We start from the raw sequence: 15,877 nt of genomic DNA, 5'->3' as shown, positions 1-15,877 counted from the left end.
GTGAGTGGCGGGGGTCAGTCGCTGCCGTCGTAGCGACCCAGCTCCAGGTAGTTGACCTTGTGCAGCTTGCCGTTGCTATCGAGGAAGGTGATGGTCGCGGGCACCACGCCGACCTTGTCCGAGTTGTCGCTGATATGGATGACTTTCTGGATGTCCAGGGACATGCCGTAGTGATAGTCCACCGCTTGCACGTCTTCAGGGTTTTGGCTGAGAGGGGTTTGTGCCCACGTTGCGCCAACGATGGCGACGGTCGCGGCGAGGGTGAGGGGGGTGAGACGTTGCATGATGCTGACCTCGTAAGGATGCTCACGTCTCAATAGATCGATCAACCGGCATGCCGTTACAGGCTCGACATGCCGCTGATCGGCGTTGCCGGGGGCCAGCAACGCCAAGGCTTCAGAACCCCTCGAGCACCACCTTGCCGCGGGCTTGGCCGCTTTCCAGCAAGGCATGGGCGCGGCGCAGATTGGTCGCATTGATGGTGCCGAAGTGTTCGCCGAGGGTGGTTTTCAGTACGCCGGCATCAATCAGTTCGGCGACCCGCTCGAGCAGGCGATGCTGCTCGATCATGTCGGCGGTTTCGAACAGCGAGCGGGTGAACATCAGCTCCCAATGCAGCGACAGACTCTTGCCCTTGAGCTTCATCACGTCCAGCGGCTGCGCGGGGTCGTCGATCAGCGCCAGGCGCCCTTGCGGTGCCAAGGCTTCGACCAGTTGAGCGAAGTGCTGATCGGTCTGAGTCAGGCTGGCGACGTGGGTCACCTGAACGATGCCGATGCGCTTGAGTTCTTCGCTCAGGGGTTTGCTGTGGTCGATCACGTGGTGCGCACCCAGTTCGCGCACCCAGGCCTGCGTCTCCGGTCGTGAGGCGGTGCCAATCACGGTCAGCCCGGTGAGTTGACGGGCCAGTTGGGTGAGCATCGAACCGACCCCGCCAGCGGCGCCGACGATCAGCAGGCTCTGGCCCTGATCGGTGTTGCCTTCGGCAATCTGCAAGCGCTCGAACAGCAATTCCCAGGCGGTGATTGCGGTCAACGGCAGCGCCGCGGCCTGGGCGAACGACAAACTGCCCGGCATGTGGCCGACGATGCGTTCGTCCACCACATGCAGCTCGCTGTTGGCGCCGGCGCGGTTGATCGCGCCGGCATAGAACACCTGATCACCCGGTTGAAACAGGCTGACCTCGCTACCTACGGCTTTGACCACCCCGGCGGCGTCCCAGCCGAGCACCTTGGGTTGCCGATCCTCTGGCGCCACGTTGCTGCGGATTTTAGTGTCCACCGGATTCACCGAGATGGCTTTGACTTCGACCAACAGGTCGCGCGGGCCAGGGCTGGGCGCTGGCAGTTGCAGGTCCTGCAGCGACTCGGGGTGTTCGGCGGGTAGCGATTGCAGGTAGGCGATGGCTTTCATAAGGGTTCCTCGATCTGGGGGGCGCAGTCAGATGATGCGTCGCAGGTGGTTGAGTTCGACACTGACGAGTTGCGCGTTGAAGGCCGCGCCGAATGCTCGGTAGTGCGCAGTAGCCTGATGTGCGGCGAGGGCCTCGGCGTCGAGCCATTGCTCGATCATCACCAGGACATTGTCAGCGCTGTGCTGTTGGTGCAGGTCGTACTGCAGGCAACCCGCCTCGGCGCGGCTGGCGTTGACCAGTTTTTCCAGGCCTTCGAGCTGCAGGGCATCGGGAGCCTGGTGCAGGGTCAGGGTGGCGATCAGGGTAATGGGTGTGGGCATGGGTGGCACTCCAGGTTAGAGAGCCATGCTCGTCTATTTATTAACCCGAAAAAAGCGTATGGGAGTAGAGTCTCTTTCAATATTTTTTTGAAAATGGCTCGCCATGTTGCGTTTCGATGACTTGCAGCTGTTCGTGCGCACTGCGGAGGCCGGCAGCCTGTCGGCCGCTGCCCGGCTCCTGGATATATCGCCGGCGGTGGCCAGCGCCGCGCTGAAGCGACTGGAGGCGCAGCTGGATGCGCGGCTGTTCGTCCGCTCGACCCGCAGCCTGCGCCTGACCTCGCAGGGCGAGCTGTTTCTCGAGCACGCCCGGCTGGCCTTGCAGAGCCTGGAGGATGGGCGCCAGCTGTTGGCGGGCAGCAAGGTGGGAATCAGCGGCCTGCTGCAGTTGTCGGCTCCCTCGGACTTCGGCCGCAATACCCTGTTGCCCTGGCTCGATGAGTTCCAGCAGACGCATCCGCAGTTGCACTTGCGCCTGCTGCTGGGTGACCGGGTCAGTGACCTGTTTCGTGAACCGGTGGATATCGCCCTGCGTTACGGCGCGCCCGAGGACTCCAGCTTGGTCGCGCTGCCGGTCGCCGCCAGTAACAGACGGGTGCTCTGTGCGGCGCCCGAGTATCTGGCGCGACATGGGCAGCCGCAAGCGCTGAGCGATCTGGCGCGACACAACTGCCTGCTCTACATGCTCGGCGGCCGGGTGTATGAGCGCTGGAGGTTTTTCGACGGCAAGCGCGAGCACAGCCAGAGCGTCAGCGGTGACCGCCTCAGCGACGACGCCGATGTGGTGCGCCGTTGGGCCGTGGCCGGAGTCGGGCTGGTGTATAAATCCTGGCTGGATGTAGCCGGTGACGTGCGGGCGGGGCGGCTCAAGGTGTTGCTGCCAGAGTGGCAGGGCGAGCCGACGCCACTCAACCTGATCTGTGCCCACCGCGCGCAGTTGAGCACGCCGGTGAACCTGCTGCGCGAGTTCGTCCAGACCCGTTGCGCCGAACTGTTGGCGCACGGCCCTTGGCATGACTAAGCTTGTGCCGCAATTGGGCTGCGGCAATCGACCACAGCCTGGCGGTGCGAATCGCGCCCGAATCCAATGCTAGAGTCGCGCCCCATGAACCTGCCCCGTAACGACCGCTCGCTGATCGCCTGGATGCTGTATTTCAGCGTCCTGTTCAGTGCGTTCGCCTGCAGCATCGGCCATGGCCAGATGGCCGGTTTGCAGCTCAGCGGCCTGGATGGCCAGTACTGCTCCTTCGAGGGCAATTTTGCCGCCGGGGTGGACTTGACCGGCTCCGGCATCTTGCCGCTGAACCCGGCCACGGGTTCCGGTTGCTCGCTCAGTTCGACCTTCAGCGCCATCATCCTCGCCGCCTTTTTCGGCCTGCTCGGGCTGCTCGCGGCCAGTCGCCCGCCGCTGGCTGCGCCAGCCTTGATCCCGCGTCCCGTCCGCTATCTCTGGCCCTCGGCCAACCCCCGCGCCTCCCCGCTGCTCGCCTGATTTTGGCAAACCTTCAAGGTTGAATGCTGCCCAGAGCAGCCGGTTGAGTCTGTTGGCGCCGCGCCGACGGCCAACCGACGAATGCGTTACCGCGCGCCGCAGCAGATGGCTCGGCGCCGCCACCCCGATGATTTGGAGAGTCCGCATGTTGAAGAAAACCCTGCTCCTGGCTGCACTGCTCGGCACCAGTCTGCTGGCCAACGCCCACGACTACCGGGTTGGCGAGCTGCAGATCGAACACCCCTGGTCGCGCGCGATGCCGCCGGTGGCGCCGACCGCCGCGGCCTATTTCGTGGTGCACAACCAGGGCCTGGAGGCCGACCGCCTGCTCAGCGTACAGACCCCGGTGGCCGCCAAGGCCGAGATGCATGAGCACATGCATGCCGATGGCCTGATGAAGATGCAGCAGGTGCAGAACGTGGCGATTCCGGCCGGTGGTGCAGTGAAGTTCGAGCCCATGGGTTACCACGTGATGCTGTTCGGCCTGCAACAGCAGGCCAAGGAGGGTGAGCGTTTCCCGCTGACGCTGACCTTCGAAAAGGCCGGCAAGGTTGAGGTCCAGGTTGTCGTGCTCACGGAAGCGCCCGCAGCCACGACTGAGCCCGCGACCCAGGACGCCGCCCATCAGCACTGATGATGGCTGTCTTGACCGGGGACAATGAGCGTCCTGCCGCACTGGACAATAATCGCGGCAGGACTCACGGGCACTGATCGATGCAGGCACCAGCACAGCTAGTTAACCGTCGCAGGGGGCTGAAGCCAGCATTGCTGGCCATGCTGTTGCTCTGTATCGGCCCGCTGCTGTCGCAGTGGCTGGTGCCCGCGCAACCGGCCGGGCGCGCCGAGCTGGGTTGCAGCGAACACCCGGCCAGCCACTCTGCGGGTGCCCGCGACAGCCATGCGCATGATCCGCTGTGGGCCAAATGCGGCTATTGCACCCTGTTGTTCAGCAGCCCGGCGCTGGCCAGTCCGGCACTGGTGCTGCTCGGGTCGGCGCTCTTCGCTACGGCCTCTATCCCTGCCGGCGGCTCCCAGCATGTTCCCGCTTCGCCGGTATTCCCCGGTTCGCGCAGTCGCGCGCCGCCGTTGCTTTCCTGATCGGTTTTGTTGCTAACACGCGCCAGCACCCTCTGTAGGACGGCTGTTGCCGGCGCGCTGGATTGTCTCGATCTTGGAAAAATCATGTCTGCCCTTACCTGTGCTCGTATTCCAGGCGCCTTGCGTCTGCCTGCCCCTTTTCGCCTGGCGCCGCTGTGCGCTGCCGTGTTCTGTAGTTCTCTGGCGCTGGCCGATGACGCGGCCATCGCATTGCCCCCGCTGGTCATCACCGGCGCCAGCCATCACTCACCGCTGACCGTGGTGACCGACCCCAAACAACCGCGCCAGCCGATGCCGGCCAGCGATGGCGCCGACTACCTGAAGACCATTCCGGGCTTCAATGCCATTCGCAACGGTGGCGCCAATGGCGATCCACTGTTTCGCGGCATGTTCGGCTCGCGTCTGAACATCCTCATGGACGGCGGCCAGATGCTCGGCGCCTGCCCCAATCGCATGGATGCACCGACCTCCTACCTGTCGCCGGAGAATTTCGACCAGCTGACCGTGATCAAGGGGCCGCAAAGTGTCCTCTGGGGGCCGGGTGGTTCGGCCGCGACCATTCTCTTCGAGCGCGACACCGAGCCCTTCAACGAACTGGGCGGGCGTGTCGATGGCAGCATCTTGGCCGGCTCCAACGGCCGTTTCGACCGCCGCATCGATGCCACTGCCGGTGGCCGCCAGGGTTATCTGCGGGTACTGGCGAACAAGGCCCAGGCCGACGACTACCAGGATGGCAACGGCGATACCGTGCCGTCGCGCTGGGACAAGTGGAACAGCGATGTGCTGCTCGGCTGGACCCCGGACGACGACAGCCTGATCGAACTCAGTGGCGGCCGTGGCGATGGTGAGGCGCGCTACGCTGGGCGTGGCATGGACGGCAGTCAGTTCCTCCGCGAGAGCCTGGGGCTGCGCTTCAAGAAGGACAACATCGGCGAGCTGTTCAGCGCGCTGGAAGGGCAGGTGTATTACAACTATGCCGACCACGTGATGGACAACTTCAGCCTGCGCACCCCCTCGGGCAGCGGCATGATGGCCAATCCGCTGGCCAGCAATGTCGATCGCCGCACTCTGGGTGGCCGTCTGGTCGGCACCTGGAACTGGCAGGATGTCGAGCTCAAGAGCGGTATGGATGGCCAGCGCAACGAGCACCGCAAGCGCGCCTCCCGCTTCAATATGATGAACAGCGCTTATACCGACTACGACCAGTTCGCCTGGGACAAGGACGCGGTGTTCCACAATTATGGCCTGTTCGGCGAGCTCACCTGGAATGTCACCCGCGGTCAGCGCTGGATTGCCGGTGCGCGGCTGGATCGCGCCTCGGTCAAGGATTACCGCCAGACCCTGGGCAGCGGCATGACCCTGCGTGCCAACCCGACGGCCGACGAAACCCGCAGCGATACCCTGCCCAGCGGCTTTCTGCGCTATGAGCAGGATCTCGCCGGCGTGCCCGCGACTGTCTATGTCGGTCTTGGTCACACCCAGCGATTCCCCGATTACTGGGAATTGTTCTCCGCCAACCCCGGCCCAGTCGGTTTTGTCCAACCGATGGAAAGCCTCGCCCCGGAGAAAACCACCCAGCTTGATTTCGGCGCGCACTACCGGCGCGACAAGCTGGATGCGTGGGCGTCTGCCTATGTCGGCCAGGTGCGTGACTACATCCTGTTCAGCTACGGTCCTGGGATGATGCCGGGGCATACCCGCTCGCAGGCCAGCAATATCGACGCACGCATCATGGGCGGCGAGTTGGGTGCCAGTTACCGCCTGGACAGCAACTGGAAAACCGATGCCAGCCTGGCCTATGCCTGGGGCAAGAACAGCTCGGACGACCGCCCGCTGGCGCAGACGCCGCCGCTGGAGGCCCGCTTCGGCCTGGGCTATGAGCGCAGCGACTGGAGTGCCGGGGCGCTGTGGCGGGTGGTTGCCGCGCAGAATCGGGTGGATCAGGGCAAGGGTAATGTGGTCGGCAAGGATTTCGGCAAGAGTGGCGGTTTTGCCGTGTTCTCGCTCAATGGCGCTTACCGCATCAGTTCCTCGGTCAAGCTCAGCGCCGGGGTCGACAACCTGTTCGACCGGGACTACGGCGAGCACCTGAATCTGGCGGGCAACGCCGGCTTTGGCTTCTCGGCGGATGATCCGCAAGCGGTCAACGAGCCGGGCCGTATCCTCTGGAGCAAGCTCGACTTCAGCTTCTGAGTGCGCCGGTCCGCCGCGCTGGTCGCTGCCCATACCGGCGGCCAGCGTGGCGGCGCCAACTTCGTAGGATGTGGCGGGCCGCGTAGGCTTGAGCGCAGCGCTACTCATCGGCGATTGAAAACGCCCTAGGCAGATGCTGGCTAGCAGCAGGTTCTCAGGGCGCAGGCTGGGCGTTCAGCAGCTGCATCAACAGCCCCTCGGCCTTGAGGCTGGCGAATGCGCCGCGGCTACGCGTCACTATCTCGTCGGCCGTCGAAGTGCTGTAGGCCATATAGAGGTCGCTGGTGAGTGCGTCCAGGGTGTAAACCTGCTCCAGGCTGGCGTAGTCGACCCCAGTCTCTGCGCACAGCAGGATGACGTCGCGCTCCGGCATGGGCACCAACTGGACCTGCCGATTGAGCAGTCGCTTGAAGTTGTCGCGGTTGTGCGCCGCGACCACCAACTTGGTGAAACCCTCGGCCTGCAGGTACTCATGGCGCACGTCGTCGCGCAATACGCCGATGCTGTATTTTTTTGCGTCCGCCAGTGAGTGCACTCGAATGTCCGGCTGCTCGCGCAGCTTGTAGAAGTGATATTCGATGCGCGTGACCTCGCCCACCCACTTGAACAGCGGCTCGCGCTCCGGGGTGCGGGCGATCAGGTAGATCAGCACGTCGGGTTGCTGCAACGCCATGTCGTAGGCGCGCGCCCAGGGGTACAGGGCCAGGCTGTAGTCATTGAGTCCGGCGCGCTGCAGCATGGCTTCGACCACCCGACTCGCCGGCCCGGCCACTTGGCCGTCTTGCAGGTAGCTGTAGGAGGTGTCTTCGGTGACGGCCTTGATGCTTTCGGCGTGACTGCTGGCGCAGAGCAGTGCCAGCAGCAGGGCGAACCAGATGGTTGGGCGCAATCTCATGAGGGGCCTCGGTGTGGTTATTAAACGGCGATTCGATTGCGCCCCAGATGCTTGGCCCGGTACAGGGCCTGGTCGGCGCGCAGCATGAGCAAATCGAAATGATCCATCGTCTCCGGCTCGAACTGGGCGACGCCGATGCTCAGCGTCACATAGGCGGCCACCGGCGAACTGCTGTGTTCGATCGCCAGCTGCGCCAGCTCCAGACGCAGACGCTCTGCGGCCGTGCGTGCGGCCAGCGCATCGGCGCCCGGCAGCAACACGGCAAATTCTTCGCCGCCGATCCGCGCCACCAGCTCGCCGGCGCGGGCGAAGACCCTGTTCAGGGTGGCGGCCACCGCTTGCAGGCATTGATCGCCGAGGGCGTGACCGTAGGTGTCGTTGTACAGCTTGAAGCAATCCAGGTCGCACATCAGCACCGACAACGGCTGGCCCAGGCGCAAGGCACGACGAAATTCGACGTCCTTGAGTTCGTCGAAATGCCGGCGGTTGGCCAGTCCGGTCAACGGGTCGCTGCGCGTGAGTTCTTCCAGGCGGCTATTGGCCGCGCGCAACTCGACCGTACGCGCTTCGACCAGCTCGGCCAGGTGGTCGCGGTGCGCCGCCAGGTCGTGTTCGTCCTGGCGTTGCCGCTCGAGGTAGGTCGACAGTTTGTCTTGCAGGCCGTTGACGCCCACCTCCAGCAGGCTCAGTTCATCGTGGCGCGCCTCCGGGCGCCCGAGGCGCAGGATCTGCTTGAGGTTGGCGGGGGATAACTGGTTCAAGTGGCGGGCGATATGCTGTACGTGCACGGTGACCGAGCGGTTGAACATCCACATGATCAGCCCCGCCAGCAGCAGCGACTGGATGATTTGGGTGAGGACGATGCCGGCCACCTCCTTTTGCAGGCGCTGCCAGAGCAGCTGCTCATCGCCTTCGAGGGTCAGCTCGCCGACCGTCTCGCTGGCGCCGGGATAGGGCGCGTAGATCAGCATGTGCTGTAGCACGGGCGCCAGTGCTGAGGGTGGGCGCGATCCGCTCTGCTTCTCGAGTATTTCGGCCGGACGCCCGGCGCGCAGAATGCGCAGCTCCACTCGGCCTACGGGGGCGACCTGGGCGACGCTGTCGAGTTGGGTCTGCAAGGATTCACGATCCACTTCCCAGAGCGCCTTGGCCAGCGTGCGCTGGAACACCTGGTCGATCAGGGTCAGTTCGCTGGTCATCGCGGCCAGGTTGCTGTGCCATGCCGACCAGGTGCGCACTGCAACCGTGATCAGGGTGAACACCAGGCAAAACACCAGGGTCGCCAGCACCAGCCGGCGGCCAAGCGAGCCTACTGGCCGGGGGCGCGTCACCTCGCTGGCAGGCAGGCCAAACACGCTACAACCACTTCCTGGCGATGGCGTCGTAGGTGCCGTTGCTGCGGATGGCTTGCAGACCCTGGCGGAAGCGCTCGACGGTGGCGTCCGCGGTCTGCAGGCTGAAGGCCATGTTCAGTCCGTCGCCACCGCCGAGGTCGGGCAGGCTCAGCACGGGCACCACCATGCTGGCTGGATCCTCGCCTGCCTGGCGGATCAGGTACAGGGCGTTTAGCTCGATGGAGATCCACAGATCGACCCGGCCGAGCTTAAATTTTTCGTAGTTGTATTGGTACTTGTTGTTCGACTGCAGGTTCTTGCCGACGGTGAACCCCTTGGCTTTCAGGTACTGCTCACCGGCGTCGTCCTTGACCGTGGCGATCTGGTACTGGCGCGCCTCGTCGAGGTTGTTGAGGCTGATATTGCGCTCGGGCCGCGCGTACAGGTACCAATGCATCGGCGCGACCACGCCGACCCACTTGAACAGGTGCTCGCGTTGGGCGGTGCGGGTGATCGAGTAGATCAGCACGTTCTCGGCATTCAGCGCGATGTCGTAGGCGCGTGCCCAGGGCAAGGACTGGATGCTCGCCTGCTCGCCGATTTCCTGCAGTACCGCCTGTACGACTTCGGTACTCATGCCGGTGAGCTTGCCGCCCTGGGTCATGTTGTAGGGCGGCAGCTCCTCGGTGACGATCTGGATCTGGTCGAGCGCAACGGCCAGCTGCGCGAAGCCGGCCAGCATCACGAAGAGCAGGGCGCGGGCGCTTGGGCAGGTGAACATGGGCAGTTTCATCGGCTCGGCGATCTCGGCGGCGGCAATAGGCAGGTGCGACTGATAGTGAAAGTGGCCATTATGTGGCCATCATTTTTCGGTCATCTGATCAAGTTACACCTTCTGTGTCGGCGCCGGGCGCGCAAACTTCAGGGTGCTCAGCTTAATCGTGCCTCCAGGCTGTTCTGCGCCAGGCGTTGGGCTTGCTCTTGGGTCATGCCCAGGCTGTCGTGCAGGGCGGCGAAGTTCTCGTTGACGTAGCCACCGAAGTAGGCCGGATCGTCCGAGTTGACCGTGACCTTGACCCCACGCTCGAGCATCTCGAGGATGTTGTGCTGGCGCATGTCGTCGAACACTCGCAGCTTGGTATTCGACAGCGGGCAGACGGTCAGCGGAATCTGCTCGTCGATGATCCGCTGCATCAGCCGCTCGTCCTCGATGGCGCGCACGCCGTGGTCGATGCGCTCGATCTTCAGCAGATCCAGCGCCTGCCAGATGTACTCGGGCGGGCCTTCCTCGCCGGCGTGGGCGACGGTCAGATAGCCTTCGCTGCGGGCCTTGGCGAACACCCGCTGGAACTTGCTCGGCGGGTGGCCCAGCTCCGAACTGTCGAGGCCGACGGCGATAAAGGTATCGCGAAACGGCATGGCCTGCTGCAGGGTGTTGAACGCTTCTTCCTCGGACAGGTGACGCAGGAAGCTGAGGATCAAACCGTGAGTAATTCCAAGCTGTTGCTCGCCATCGACCAGTGCCTGCTTGATCCCGCGCAGCACCACTTCGAAGGGGATGCCGCGGTCGGTGTGGGTCTGCGGATCGAAGCACGGCTCGGTGTGAATGACGTTCTGCGCCTTGCACTTGAGCAGGTAGGCCCAGGTCAGGTCGTAGAAATCCTGCTCCGTGCGCAACACGTCGGCGCCCTGGTAATACAGGTCGAGGAACTCCTGCAGATTGTTGAAGGCATAGGCGCCACGCAGCGCCTCGACGTCGTTCCAGGGCAGTTTGATCTTGTTGCGCGCGGCCAGGGCGAACAGCAGTTCGGGCTCCAGTGAACCCTCCAGGTGCAGGTGCAGTTCGGCCTTGGGCAGGGCGTTGAGCCAGTCGTACATGATGAGGTCTCGCTATTGGGCGGGGTCGGTAGTGAGTTTAACCCCGTAGGGCGGGTGCAACCCGCCAACTTGTCATGCTGGCGGGTTGCACCCGCCCTACAGCGCTGAGTAGATCTTATGTGTATGCGCAAGGCGCGCGACGGCAGTCGCTACCCGGCAATCAACTCCCTGGCTGCCTGACGGTGATCGGCGATCAATTGCGCCACGTCCAGGCCTTCGATCTGTCCGTCGATCACCCGCCACTGACCGCCGATCATCATCCGGTCGGCGCTGTCGGCGCCGCACAGCAGCAGGGCCGAGAGCGGGTCGTGGCTGCCGGAGAAACGCAGCTCATCGAGCTTGAACAGCGCCAGGTCGGCCTGCTTGCCGACCGCCAGTTCGCCGATATCCGTGCGCCCGAGCAGGCGTGCCGAGCCTTGCGTGGCCCAGCCCAGCACCAGCTGCGGGGTGATCTTTTCGGCGCCGTAGCGCAGGCGTTGCAGGTATAGGGCCTGACGCGTCTCGAGGATCATGTTGGAGGCGTCGTTGGAGGCCGAGCCGTCCACGCCCAGGCCGATCGGTGCGCCGGCCGCCTGCAGGTCGAGGGTCGGGCAGATGCCCGAGGCCAGGCGCATATTCGAGCTCGGGCAGTGGCTGATGCCGGTGCCGGCCGCGCCGAGGCGGGCGATCTCGTCCGGGTTGAAGTGGATGCCGTGGGCCAGCCAGGTGCGCGGGCCGAGCCAGCCGACGCTGTGCAGATAATCTACGGTGCGCAGGCCGAAGCGCTGCAGGCAGAAGTCCTCCTCGTCCAGGGTTTCCGCCAGGTGGGTGTGCAGGCGCACGTCCAGTTCCTCGGCCAGTTCGGCGCTCTGGCGCATGATCTCTGGCGTCACCGAGAACGGCGAGCAGGGCGCCAGGGCGATCTGGATCTGCGCACCCGCCGCGCGCTCATGGTATTGGCGAATCAGGCGCTGGCTGTCGGCCAGGATCACCTCGCCCTGCTGCACCGTCTGCTGCGGCGGCAGGCCGCCGTCGGCCTCGCCCAGGCTCATCGAACCCCGAGTGAGCATGGCGCGCATGCCCAGCTCGCGTACCGCCTCGACCTGCACGTCGATGGCGTGCTCCAGACCGTCCGGAAACAGGTAATGATGGTCCGCCGCGGTGCTGCAACCGGACAACAGCAGTTCGGCCAGGGCCACTTTGCTGGCCAGCGCGAGCTTTTCCGGGGTCAGCCGCGCCCATACCGGATAGAGGGTCTGCAGCCAGGGGAACAGCGGCTGGTTGACCACCGGCGCCCAGGCGCGGGTGAGGGTCTGGTAGAAGTGATGATGGGTGTTGATCAGCCCCGGCAGCAGCACATGCTCGCGGGCGTCGAACACCTGATCGCAGGGACGTGAAGGTTGCTGGCCGGCGCCGAGCAATTCGCTGATCAGGCCATTGTCGATTACCAGGCCGCCAGTGGCGTCGAGCTGGTTGGCGGTGAAGACGGCCAGGGGGTTCTTGATCCAGATACGGGTAGCTGCCATGAGCAGGCTCCTCTGAGGGTGAGTTCAGGTTAGCCAGCTCAGTGTTGACCCTGTCTGCTGATCCAGGTGCGCCGAACGGCGTGCCTGTGAAGATACCTGTCCTGGTGGTCAGGATCAACCGGTGGTGCGTTTCACCAGGGGATGGTCTGTCCCAGGTAGTCGACGAAGTGATGGCCGCCGCGTCCGGCATGCCGCTCGATTTGCGTCACCAGGCCGCGGCAGCTGGTGGCTATCTCCAGGCTGGCGCCGGCCCCGCCCATCTCGGTCTTGACCCAGCCCGGGTGCAGCGATAATACCGTCGGGCGCGGTTCGGCCAGGCTGCAGACCAGGCTGTTGGTCAGCGAGTTGAGGGCGGCCTTGCTCGCCTTGTACAGCGCCAACTCGGCGCCCTCTGGATTGGCCACGCTGCCGAGTACCGAACTCATGAATGCCAGCACACCGCTAGCCGGGTGGATCTGCTCGATCAGGCGTTCGGCCAGGCGAATCGGCGCGACGGCGTTGGTCATGAACAGCTGGCCGAGTTCGGCGGCCGTGGCCGCGCCGGCCGACTGGTGCGCCGGGCCGAGGATGCCGGCATTAATCAGCAGGAGGTCGAAAACCACGCCCTGCAGGCGCCCGGCCAAGGTCTCCAGCGCGGCGCCGTCGTCAATGTCCAGCGTCTCGATGCGCACGCCCGACAAGGCCTGCAATGCTTCGGCGCGTTGCCGGTCGCGCACCGTGGCGATGACCTTCCAACCATCGGCTTGCAGCTGCTTGACCAGGCCGAGGCCGAGGCCACGGGAGGCGCCGATGATCAGAGCGGTGCGAGTCGAGGTCATGAGCTTTGCTCCAGGGAGTTACAGGTTGGGCCGGGCTGCTGAGGCCCGTCGATTTGGTTTGGCAGATTCGCTTACAGCCGGTGCAGCGTGCTCCGTCCGCGGCTGATATCGGCCAGCAGTCGCTGCAGTTCGGCGAAACGCGCTTCGGGCACCGCCAGGTGCAGTACGGCGCCACTGGCATCGAAGGTCTCGCTGTCCAGTACCGCGTCCAGTTCGCTCAGGCGCGCCTTGAGCAACGCCAGTTCGGCGAAGCCGCAGTGGCAGGCGCAGCGCGTGCGGGTTACCAGTTCGCGGCGTTGGCCGCCCTGCAAACACTTGTTGGCGCTGCCGCCGTAGGCGCGGGCCAGACCGCCGGTGCCGAGCTGGATGCCGCCGTACCAGCGGATCACCAGCACCGCGACCTGGTCGCAATCCTGGCTGTCGATGGCGGCGAGGATCGGCCGCCCAGCGGTGCCGCCGGGTTCGCCGTCGTCGCTGAAACGGTACTGCTGGCCGACCTTCCAGGCCCAGCAGTTGTGCGAGGCGCCGGGGTCGCTGACGCGGGCGATAAACGCCTGCGCCTCGGCCGCGCTGGCCACCGGCGCGGCGAGGGCGAGGAAACGGCTCTTGCGGATCTCCTCGCGGTAGTCGCAAGGGCCGAGCAGGGTGTAGGGCATCAGGTTGTGGCGGGCGGGGTCAGGCCGCAGCCCTTGAGGATGATGCGCACCAGGTTGTCGCTGGCCACTTCGAAATCCTGTTTGCTCAGGCGCGCGCGGCCGGTGACCCGGCAGATCTGCGAGGCGAAGTCGGCGTAGTGCTGGGTGCTGCCCCACAGCAGGAAGATCAGGTGCACCGGGTCGACCGGGTCCATCTTGCCGGCGGCGATCCAGGCCTCGAACACGGCGGCGCGGCCGCGGAACCAGCTCTGATAGTCCTGGTTGAAGTACTCCGACAGGCACTCGCCGCCGCTGATCACCTCGATGGCGAAGATGCGCGAGGCTTTGGGGTAGCGCCGCGAAAATTCCAGCTTGGCGCGGATGTAACGGGCCAGGGCCTCGGCCGGATCGTCGTCGACGCTCAGGCTGTTGAAGGTGCTGTCCCAGAGTTCGAGGATGTTGCTCAGCACTGCCAGGTACAGGCCCAGCTTGTTGCTGAAGTAGTAGTGCAGGTTGGCTTTCGGCAGGCCGACGGTCTGCGCGATGGTGTTCATGCTGGTGCCCTTGAAACCGTGACGGGCGAATTCTTCCTCGGCGGCGGCAAGGATCGCTTCTTCGTTCTTCTGGCGGATGCGCCCGGCCGGTCTGCCGGCGGCATGGGCGCTGTGCGCGGGGACTTCAACGGTCATGGGCGGTTCCACGGTGGTCAGGTGTTCAACGACTGCACTGATAACCCACTGTCGCCGAGGTGACAAGCGCAAGGCGCAGAAAAACCGCTGGGGGTGCTCTCCAGTCCAGGCGATGCACCAGGGTTGTGCGTATAGGTGACGTGGCGAGGTGTTCTCGGGTCTGGCAGTGTGTCTTGGTAGCCCGGATGCAATCCGGGGAAATCTGACTGCTACCAATCGTTCCCGGATTGCATCCGGGCTACAGGGGTGGCCGGCCGCGGGAGCGAAGCCCTGTCTGGGCTTGCTGCGCGCTCTGCTTTCCGCCCAGGTACCAGCCCAGCGCGCCCCAGACGGCGGCGCAGGCAGCGCCGACCAGGGCGGCGAGTAACGCGCCTTGGCTGAGCAGGTCGAGCAGTGCCTTGGCCCAGGCGCTGACGGCGTCGCCACCCCGGTAGACCACGGTGTCGATGAAGTTCTTGGCCTTGTACTTGGCCTGCGCATCGAGCGGGGCGAAGAGCATTTCCCGGCCGGGGCGGACGAAGGCGTACTCGCCGACCCGGCGCACGATCATCAGCGCCGCGAGCATGGCGAAGGTCGGTGCCAGGGCCAGGCCGAGAAAGCCCAGGAAGACCAGCAGCGGCACCCCGGCCAGCAGCACGCGCAGGCCGAATTTCTCCGCCACTCGCCCGGTGATGAACAGCTGGGCCAACAGCGACAGCGCCTGCACGCTGAAGTCGATCAGGCCGAACACGCGGATCTGCTGGTTGCGCTCCGGGAAGGTCAGCGCCACCAGGCGCGCCTGTTCGAAGTAGAGGAAGGTGCTCGCTGTCGCCAGGAGGATGACGAAGGCACTGATGCCCAGCAGGTAGGGCGAGGCCAGCACTCGGGTCATGCCGCTGAACGGGTTGCCCGTCACCGGCTCGCGCGGGTTCTCGCTGGGCGCTGCGCCGGGGCGGCCGGCACCGCCCTGGGCGCGCCAGGCCATCAGGTAGTGCTTGGCCAGCACGGCGCCGCCGAGCAGCAGGGCGGCGCAGAGGATCAGGCCGCTCTGGCCGATGGCACCGACCAGCAGGGCGCCGAGAGCCGGCCCGGCCAGACCGCCGCAGCTGGCGCCGGCGGCGATAAAGGCGAACAAGCGCTTGGCCTGGGCCACATCGAAGACATCGGCCATCAGGCTCCAGGCCACCGAGACCACGAACAGGTTGTAGACCGAGATCCACACGTAGAACAGCCGCGCCGCCCAGATATCGTCGCCGACCTGTTGGAACAGCGCGGCGAAGGCCAGCAGGTTGACGATGAAGAAGCCGTACACCCAGTCGATATAGCGCGCCCGCGGCACCCGTGAATTGAGCCAGGCGAACAGCGGTACGGCGGCCAACATGACCAGGAAAGTCGCGCTGAACAGCCACTGCAGGTTCTCCACCCCGCCGCGAATGCCCATCGCTTCGCGGATCGGCCGTAGCATGAAATAGCCACTGAACAGGCAGAAGAACAGGCCGAAGCCACCCAGCGCGGCGAGCAGTTCGGCCGGTTTGGCGTTGATCGCCTTGCTCAGGCGCTGGGTTGGGCTCATTGATCGTTCCTTCGGCGCGGAGTGAACGGCTTGGGCCACGCCTGCACGGGAGGA

General features: G+C 65.0%; 17 protein-coding genes. 5 read left to right on the top strand and 12 right to left on the bottom strand.

The genetic code is table 11. From position 1 onward, the window contains the following. Positions 1-14: 14 nt before the first annotated feature. The 3 genes from VCJ09_RS20835 to VCJ09_RS20825 form a co-directional block, all read right to left on the bottom strand. Positions 15-284, bottom strand: a complete 270-nt coding sequence (locus VCJ09_RS20835) for a DUF2790 domain-containing protein (RefSeq protein ID WP_324731946.1) — start codon at positions 282-284, stop codon at positions 15-17. 112 nt (positions 285-396) lie between these two features. Beyond that, positions 397-1,413 (bottom strand): zinc-binding alcohol dehydrogenase family protein, encoded by a 1,017-nt coding sequence (locus VCJ09_RS20830; RefSeq protein ID WP_324731945.1) that lies wholly within the window; start codon positions 1,411-1,413, stop codon positions 397-399. A 27-nt stretch (positions 1,414-1,440) separates the two neighbouring features. Next, the gene (locus VCJ09_RS20825) at positions 1,441-1,734 is read right to left on the bottom strand and encodes a putative quinol monooxygenase (protein ID WP_324731944.1); all 294 of its coding nucleotides are present in this window, start codon (positions 1,732-1,734) and stop codon (positions 1,441-1,443) included. A gap of 103 nt (positions 1,735-1,837) precedes the next feature. On the opposite strand from VCJ09_RS20825, the gene VCJ09_RS20820 reads away from it, so the two are divergent. The 5 genes from VCJ09_RS20820 (at position 1,838) to VCJ09_RS20800 (ending at position 6,517) form a co-directional block, all read left to right on the top strand. Then, positions 1,838-2,755 (top strand): LysR family transcriptional regulator, encoded by a 918-nt coding sequence (locus VCJ09_RS20820; protein ID WP_324731943.1) that lies wholly within the window; start codon positions 1,838-1,840, stop codon positions 2,753-2,755. Positions 2,756-2,839: 84 nt separating this feature from the next. Next, positions 2,840-3,226 carry a DUF2946 domain-containing protein gene (locus VCJ09_RS20815; RefSeq protein WP_324731942.1) on the top strand — a complete coding sequence of 129 codons (387 nt, stop codon included), beginning with the start codon at positions 2,840-2,842 and terminating at the stop codon, positions 3,224-3,226. A 145-nt stretch (positions 3,227-3,371) separates the two neighbouring features. Continuing rightward, positions 3,372-3,860 carry a copper chaperone PCu(A)C gene (locus VCJ09_RS20810; protein ID WP_324731941.1) on the top strand — a complete coding sequence of 163 codons (489 nt, stop codon included), beginning with the start codon at positions 3,372-3,374 and terminating at the stop codon, positions 3,858-3,860. A gap of 140 nt (positions 3,861-4,000) precedes the next feature. Beyond that, the gene (locus tag VCJ09_RS20805) at positions 4,001-4,324 is read left to right on the top strand and encodes a DUF2946 domain-containing protein (RefSeq protein ID WP_324731940.1); all 324 of its coding nucleotides are present in this window, start codon (positions 4,001-4,003) and stop codon (positions 4,322-4,324) included. Between the two features lie 84 nt (positions 4,325-4,408). Next, positions 4,409-6,517 (top strand): TonB-dependent copper receptor, encoded by a 2,109-nt coding sequence (locus VCJ09_RS20800; RefSeq protein ID WP_324731939.1) that lies wholly within the window; start codon positions 4,409-4,411, stop codon positions 6,515-6,517. A gap of 154 nt (positions 6,518-6,671) precedes the next feature. On the opposite strand, the gene VCJ09_RS20795 is transcribed toward VCJ09_RS20800, so the two are convergent. From VCJ09_RS20795 to VCJ09_RS20755, 9 genes are all read right to left on the bottom strand, one after another. After that, positions 6,672-7,412 carry a substrate-binding periplasmic protein gene (locus tag VCJ09_RS20795; RefSeq protein ID WP_324731938.1) on the bottom strand — a complete coding sequence of 247 codons (741 nt, stop codon included), beginning with the start codon at positions 7,410-7,412 and terminating at the stop codon, positions 6,672-6,674. Between the two features lie 20 nt (positions 7,413-7,432). Next, positions 7,433-8,767 (bottom strand): GGDEF domain-containing protein, encoded by a 1,335-nt coding sequence (locus VCJ09_RS20790; protein WP_324731937.1) that lies wholly within the window; start codon positions 8,765-8,767, stop codon positions 7,433-7,435. Between the two features lies 1 nt (position 8,768). After that, on the bottom strand, positions 8,769-9,527 hold the full coding sequence (locus VCJ09_RS20785) for a substrate-binding periplasmic protein (RefSeq protein ID WP_407692988.1): 759 nt from the start codon (positions 9,525-9,527) through the stop codon (positions 8,769-8,771). A 149-nt stretch (positions 9,528-9,676) separates the two neighbouring features. Next, positions 9,677-10,624 carry an adenosine deaminase gene (locus VCJ09_RS20780; protein WP_324731936.1) on the bottom strand — a complete coding sequence of 316 codons (948 nt, stop codon included), beginning with the start codon at positions 10,622-10,624 and terminating at the stop codon, positions 9,677-9,679. 149 nt (positions 10,625-10,773) lie between these two features. Continuing rightward, positions 10,774-12,129 carry an 8-oxoguanine deaminase gene (locus tag VCJ09_RS20775; RefSeq protein ID WP_324731935.1) on the bottom strand — a complete coding sequence of 452 codons (1,356 nt, stop codon included), beginning with the start codon at positions 12,127-12,129 and terminating at the stop codon, positions 10,774-10,776. 131 nt (positions 12,130-12,260) lie between these two features. Next, positions 12,261-12,947 (bottom strand): SDR family oxidoreductase, encoded by a 687-nt coding sequence (locus tag VCJ09_RS20770; RefSeq protein WP_324731934.1) that lies wholly within the window; start codon positions 12,945-12,947, stop codon positions 12,261-12,263. Positions 12,948-13,018: 71 nt separating this feature from the next. Further along, positions 13,019-13,603 carry an IMPACT family protein gene (locus VCJ09_RS20765; RefSeq protein ID WP_324731933.1) on the bottom strand — a complete coding sequence of 195 codons (585 nt, stop codon included), beginning with the start codon at positions 13,601-13,603 and terminating at the stop codon, positions 13,019-13,021. Further along, positions 13,603-14,271, bottom strand: a complete 669-nt coding sequence (locus VCJ09_RS20760; RefSeq protein ID WP_324731932.1) for a TetR/AcrR family transcriptional regulator — start codon at positions 14,269-14,271, stop codon at positions 13,603-13,605. Before VCJ09_RS20760 ends, VCJ09_RS20765 begins: the two co-directional genes overlap by 1 nt. Before the next feature lie 238 nt (positions 14,272-14,509). After that, the gene (locus VCJ09_RS20755; RefSeq protein ID WP_324731931.1) at positions 14,510-15,823 is read right to left on the bottom strand and encodes an NTP/NDP exchange transporter; all 1,314 of its coding nucleotides are present in this window, start codon (positions 15,821-15,823) and stop codon (positions 14,510-14,512) included. Positions 15,824-15,877 lie beyond the last annotated feature (54 nt).

Origin of the sequence: Pseudomonas paeninsulae (assembly GCF_035621475.1) — a bacterium.
In the GTDB taxonomy this organism is placed as follows: Bacteria; Pseudomonadota; Gammaproteobacteria; order Pseudomonadales; family Pseudomonadaceae; genus Aquipseudomonas; species Aquipseudomonas paeninsulae.
The sequence above is the reverse complement of the archived record's forward strand: the minus strand, read 5'-3'. Positions and strand labels throughout refer to the sequence as shown.

Coding starts and splice junctions, on each gene's coding strand:
- VCJ09_RS20835 (WP_324731946.1), bottom strand. CDS start 284: ATGCAACGTCTCACCCCCCTCACCCTCGCCGCGACCGTCGCCATCGTT.
- VCJ09_RS20830 (WP_324731945.1), bottom strand. CDS start 1,413: ATGAAAGCCATCGCCTACCTGCAATCGCTACCCGCCGAACACCCCGAG.
- VCJ09_RS20825 (WP_324731944.1), bottom strand. CDS start 1,734: ATGCCCACACCCATTACCCTGATCGCCACCCTGACCCTGCACCAGGCT.
- VCJ09_RS20820 (WP_324731943.1), top strand. CDS start 1,838: ATGTTGCGTTTCGATGACTTGCAGCTGTTCGTGCGCACTGCGGAGGCC.
- VCJ09_RS20815 (WP_324731942.1), top strand. CDS start 2,840: ATGAACCTGCCCCGTAACGACCGCTCGCTGATCGCCTGGATGCTGTAT.
- VCJ09_RS20810 (WP_324731941.1), top strand. CDS start 3,372: ATGTTGAAGAAAACCCTGCTCCTGGCTGCACTGCTCGGCACCAGTCTG.
- VCJ09_RS20805 (WP_324731940.1), top strand. CDS start 4,001: ATGCTGTTGCTCTGTATCGGCCCGCTGCTGTCGCAGTGGCTGGTGCCC.
- VCJ09_RS20800 (WP_324731939.1), top strand. CDS start 4,409: ATGTCTGCCCTTACCTGTGCTCGTATTCCAGGCGCCTTGCGTCTGCCT.
- VCJ09_RS20795 (WP_324731938.1), bottom strand. CDS start 7,412: ATGAGATTGCGCCCAACCATCTGGTTCGCCCTGCTGCTGGCACTGCTC.
- VCJ09_RS20785 (WP_407692988.1), bottom strand. CDS start 9,527: ATGTTCACCTGCCCAAGCGCCCGCGCCCTGCTCTTCGTGATGCTGGCC.
- VCJ09_RS20780 (WP_324731936.1), bottom strand. CDS start 10,624: ATGTACGACTGGCTCAACGCCCTGCCCAAGGCCGAACTGCACCTGCAC.
- VCJ09_RS20775 (WP_324731935.1), bottom strand. CDS start 12,129: ATGGCAGCTACCCGTATCTGGATCAAGAACCCCCTGGCCGTCTTCACC.
- VCJ09_RS20770 (WP_324731934.1), bottom strand. CDS start 12,947: ATGACCTCGACTCGCACCGCTCTGATCATCGGCGCCTCCCGTGGCCTC.
- VCJ09_RS20765 (WP_324731933.1), bottom strand. CDS start 13,603: ATGCCCTACACCCTGCTCGGCCCTTGCGACTACCGCGAGGAGATCCGC.
- VCJ09_RS20760 (WP_324731932.1), bottom strand. CDS start 14,271: ATGACCGTTGAAGTCCCCGCGCACAGCGCCCATGCCGCCGGCAGACCG.
- VCJ09_RS20755 (WP_324731931.1), bottom strand. CDS start 15,823: ATGAGCCCAACCCAGCGCCTGAGCAAGGCGATCAACGCCAAACCGGCC.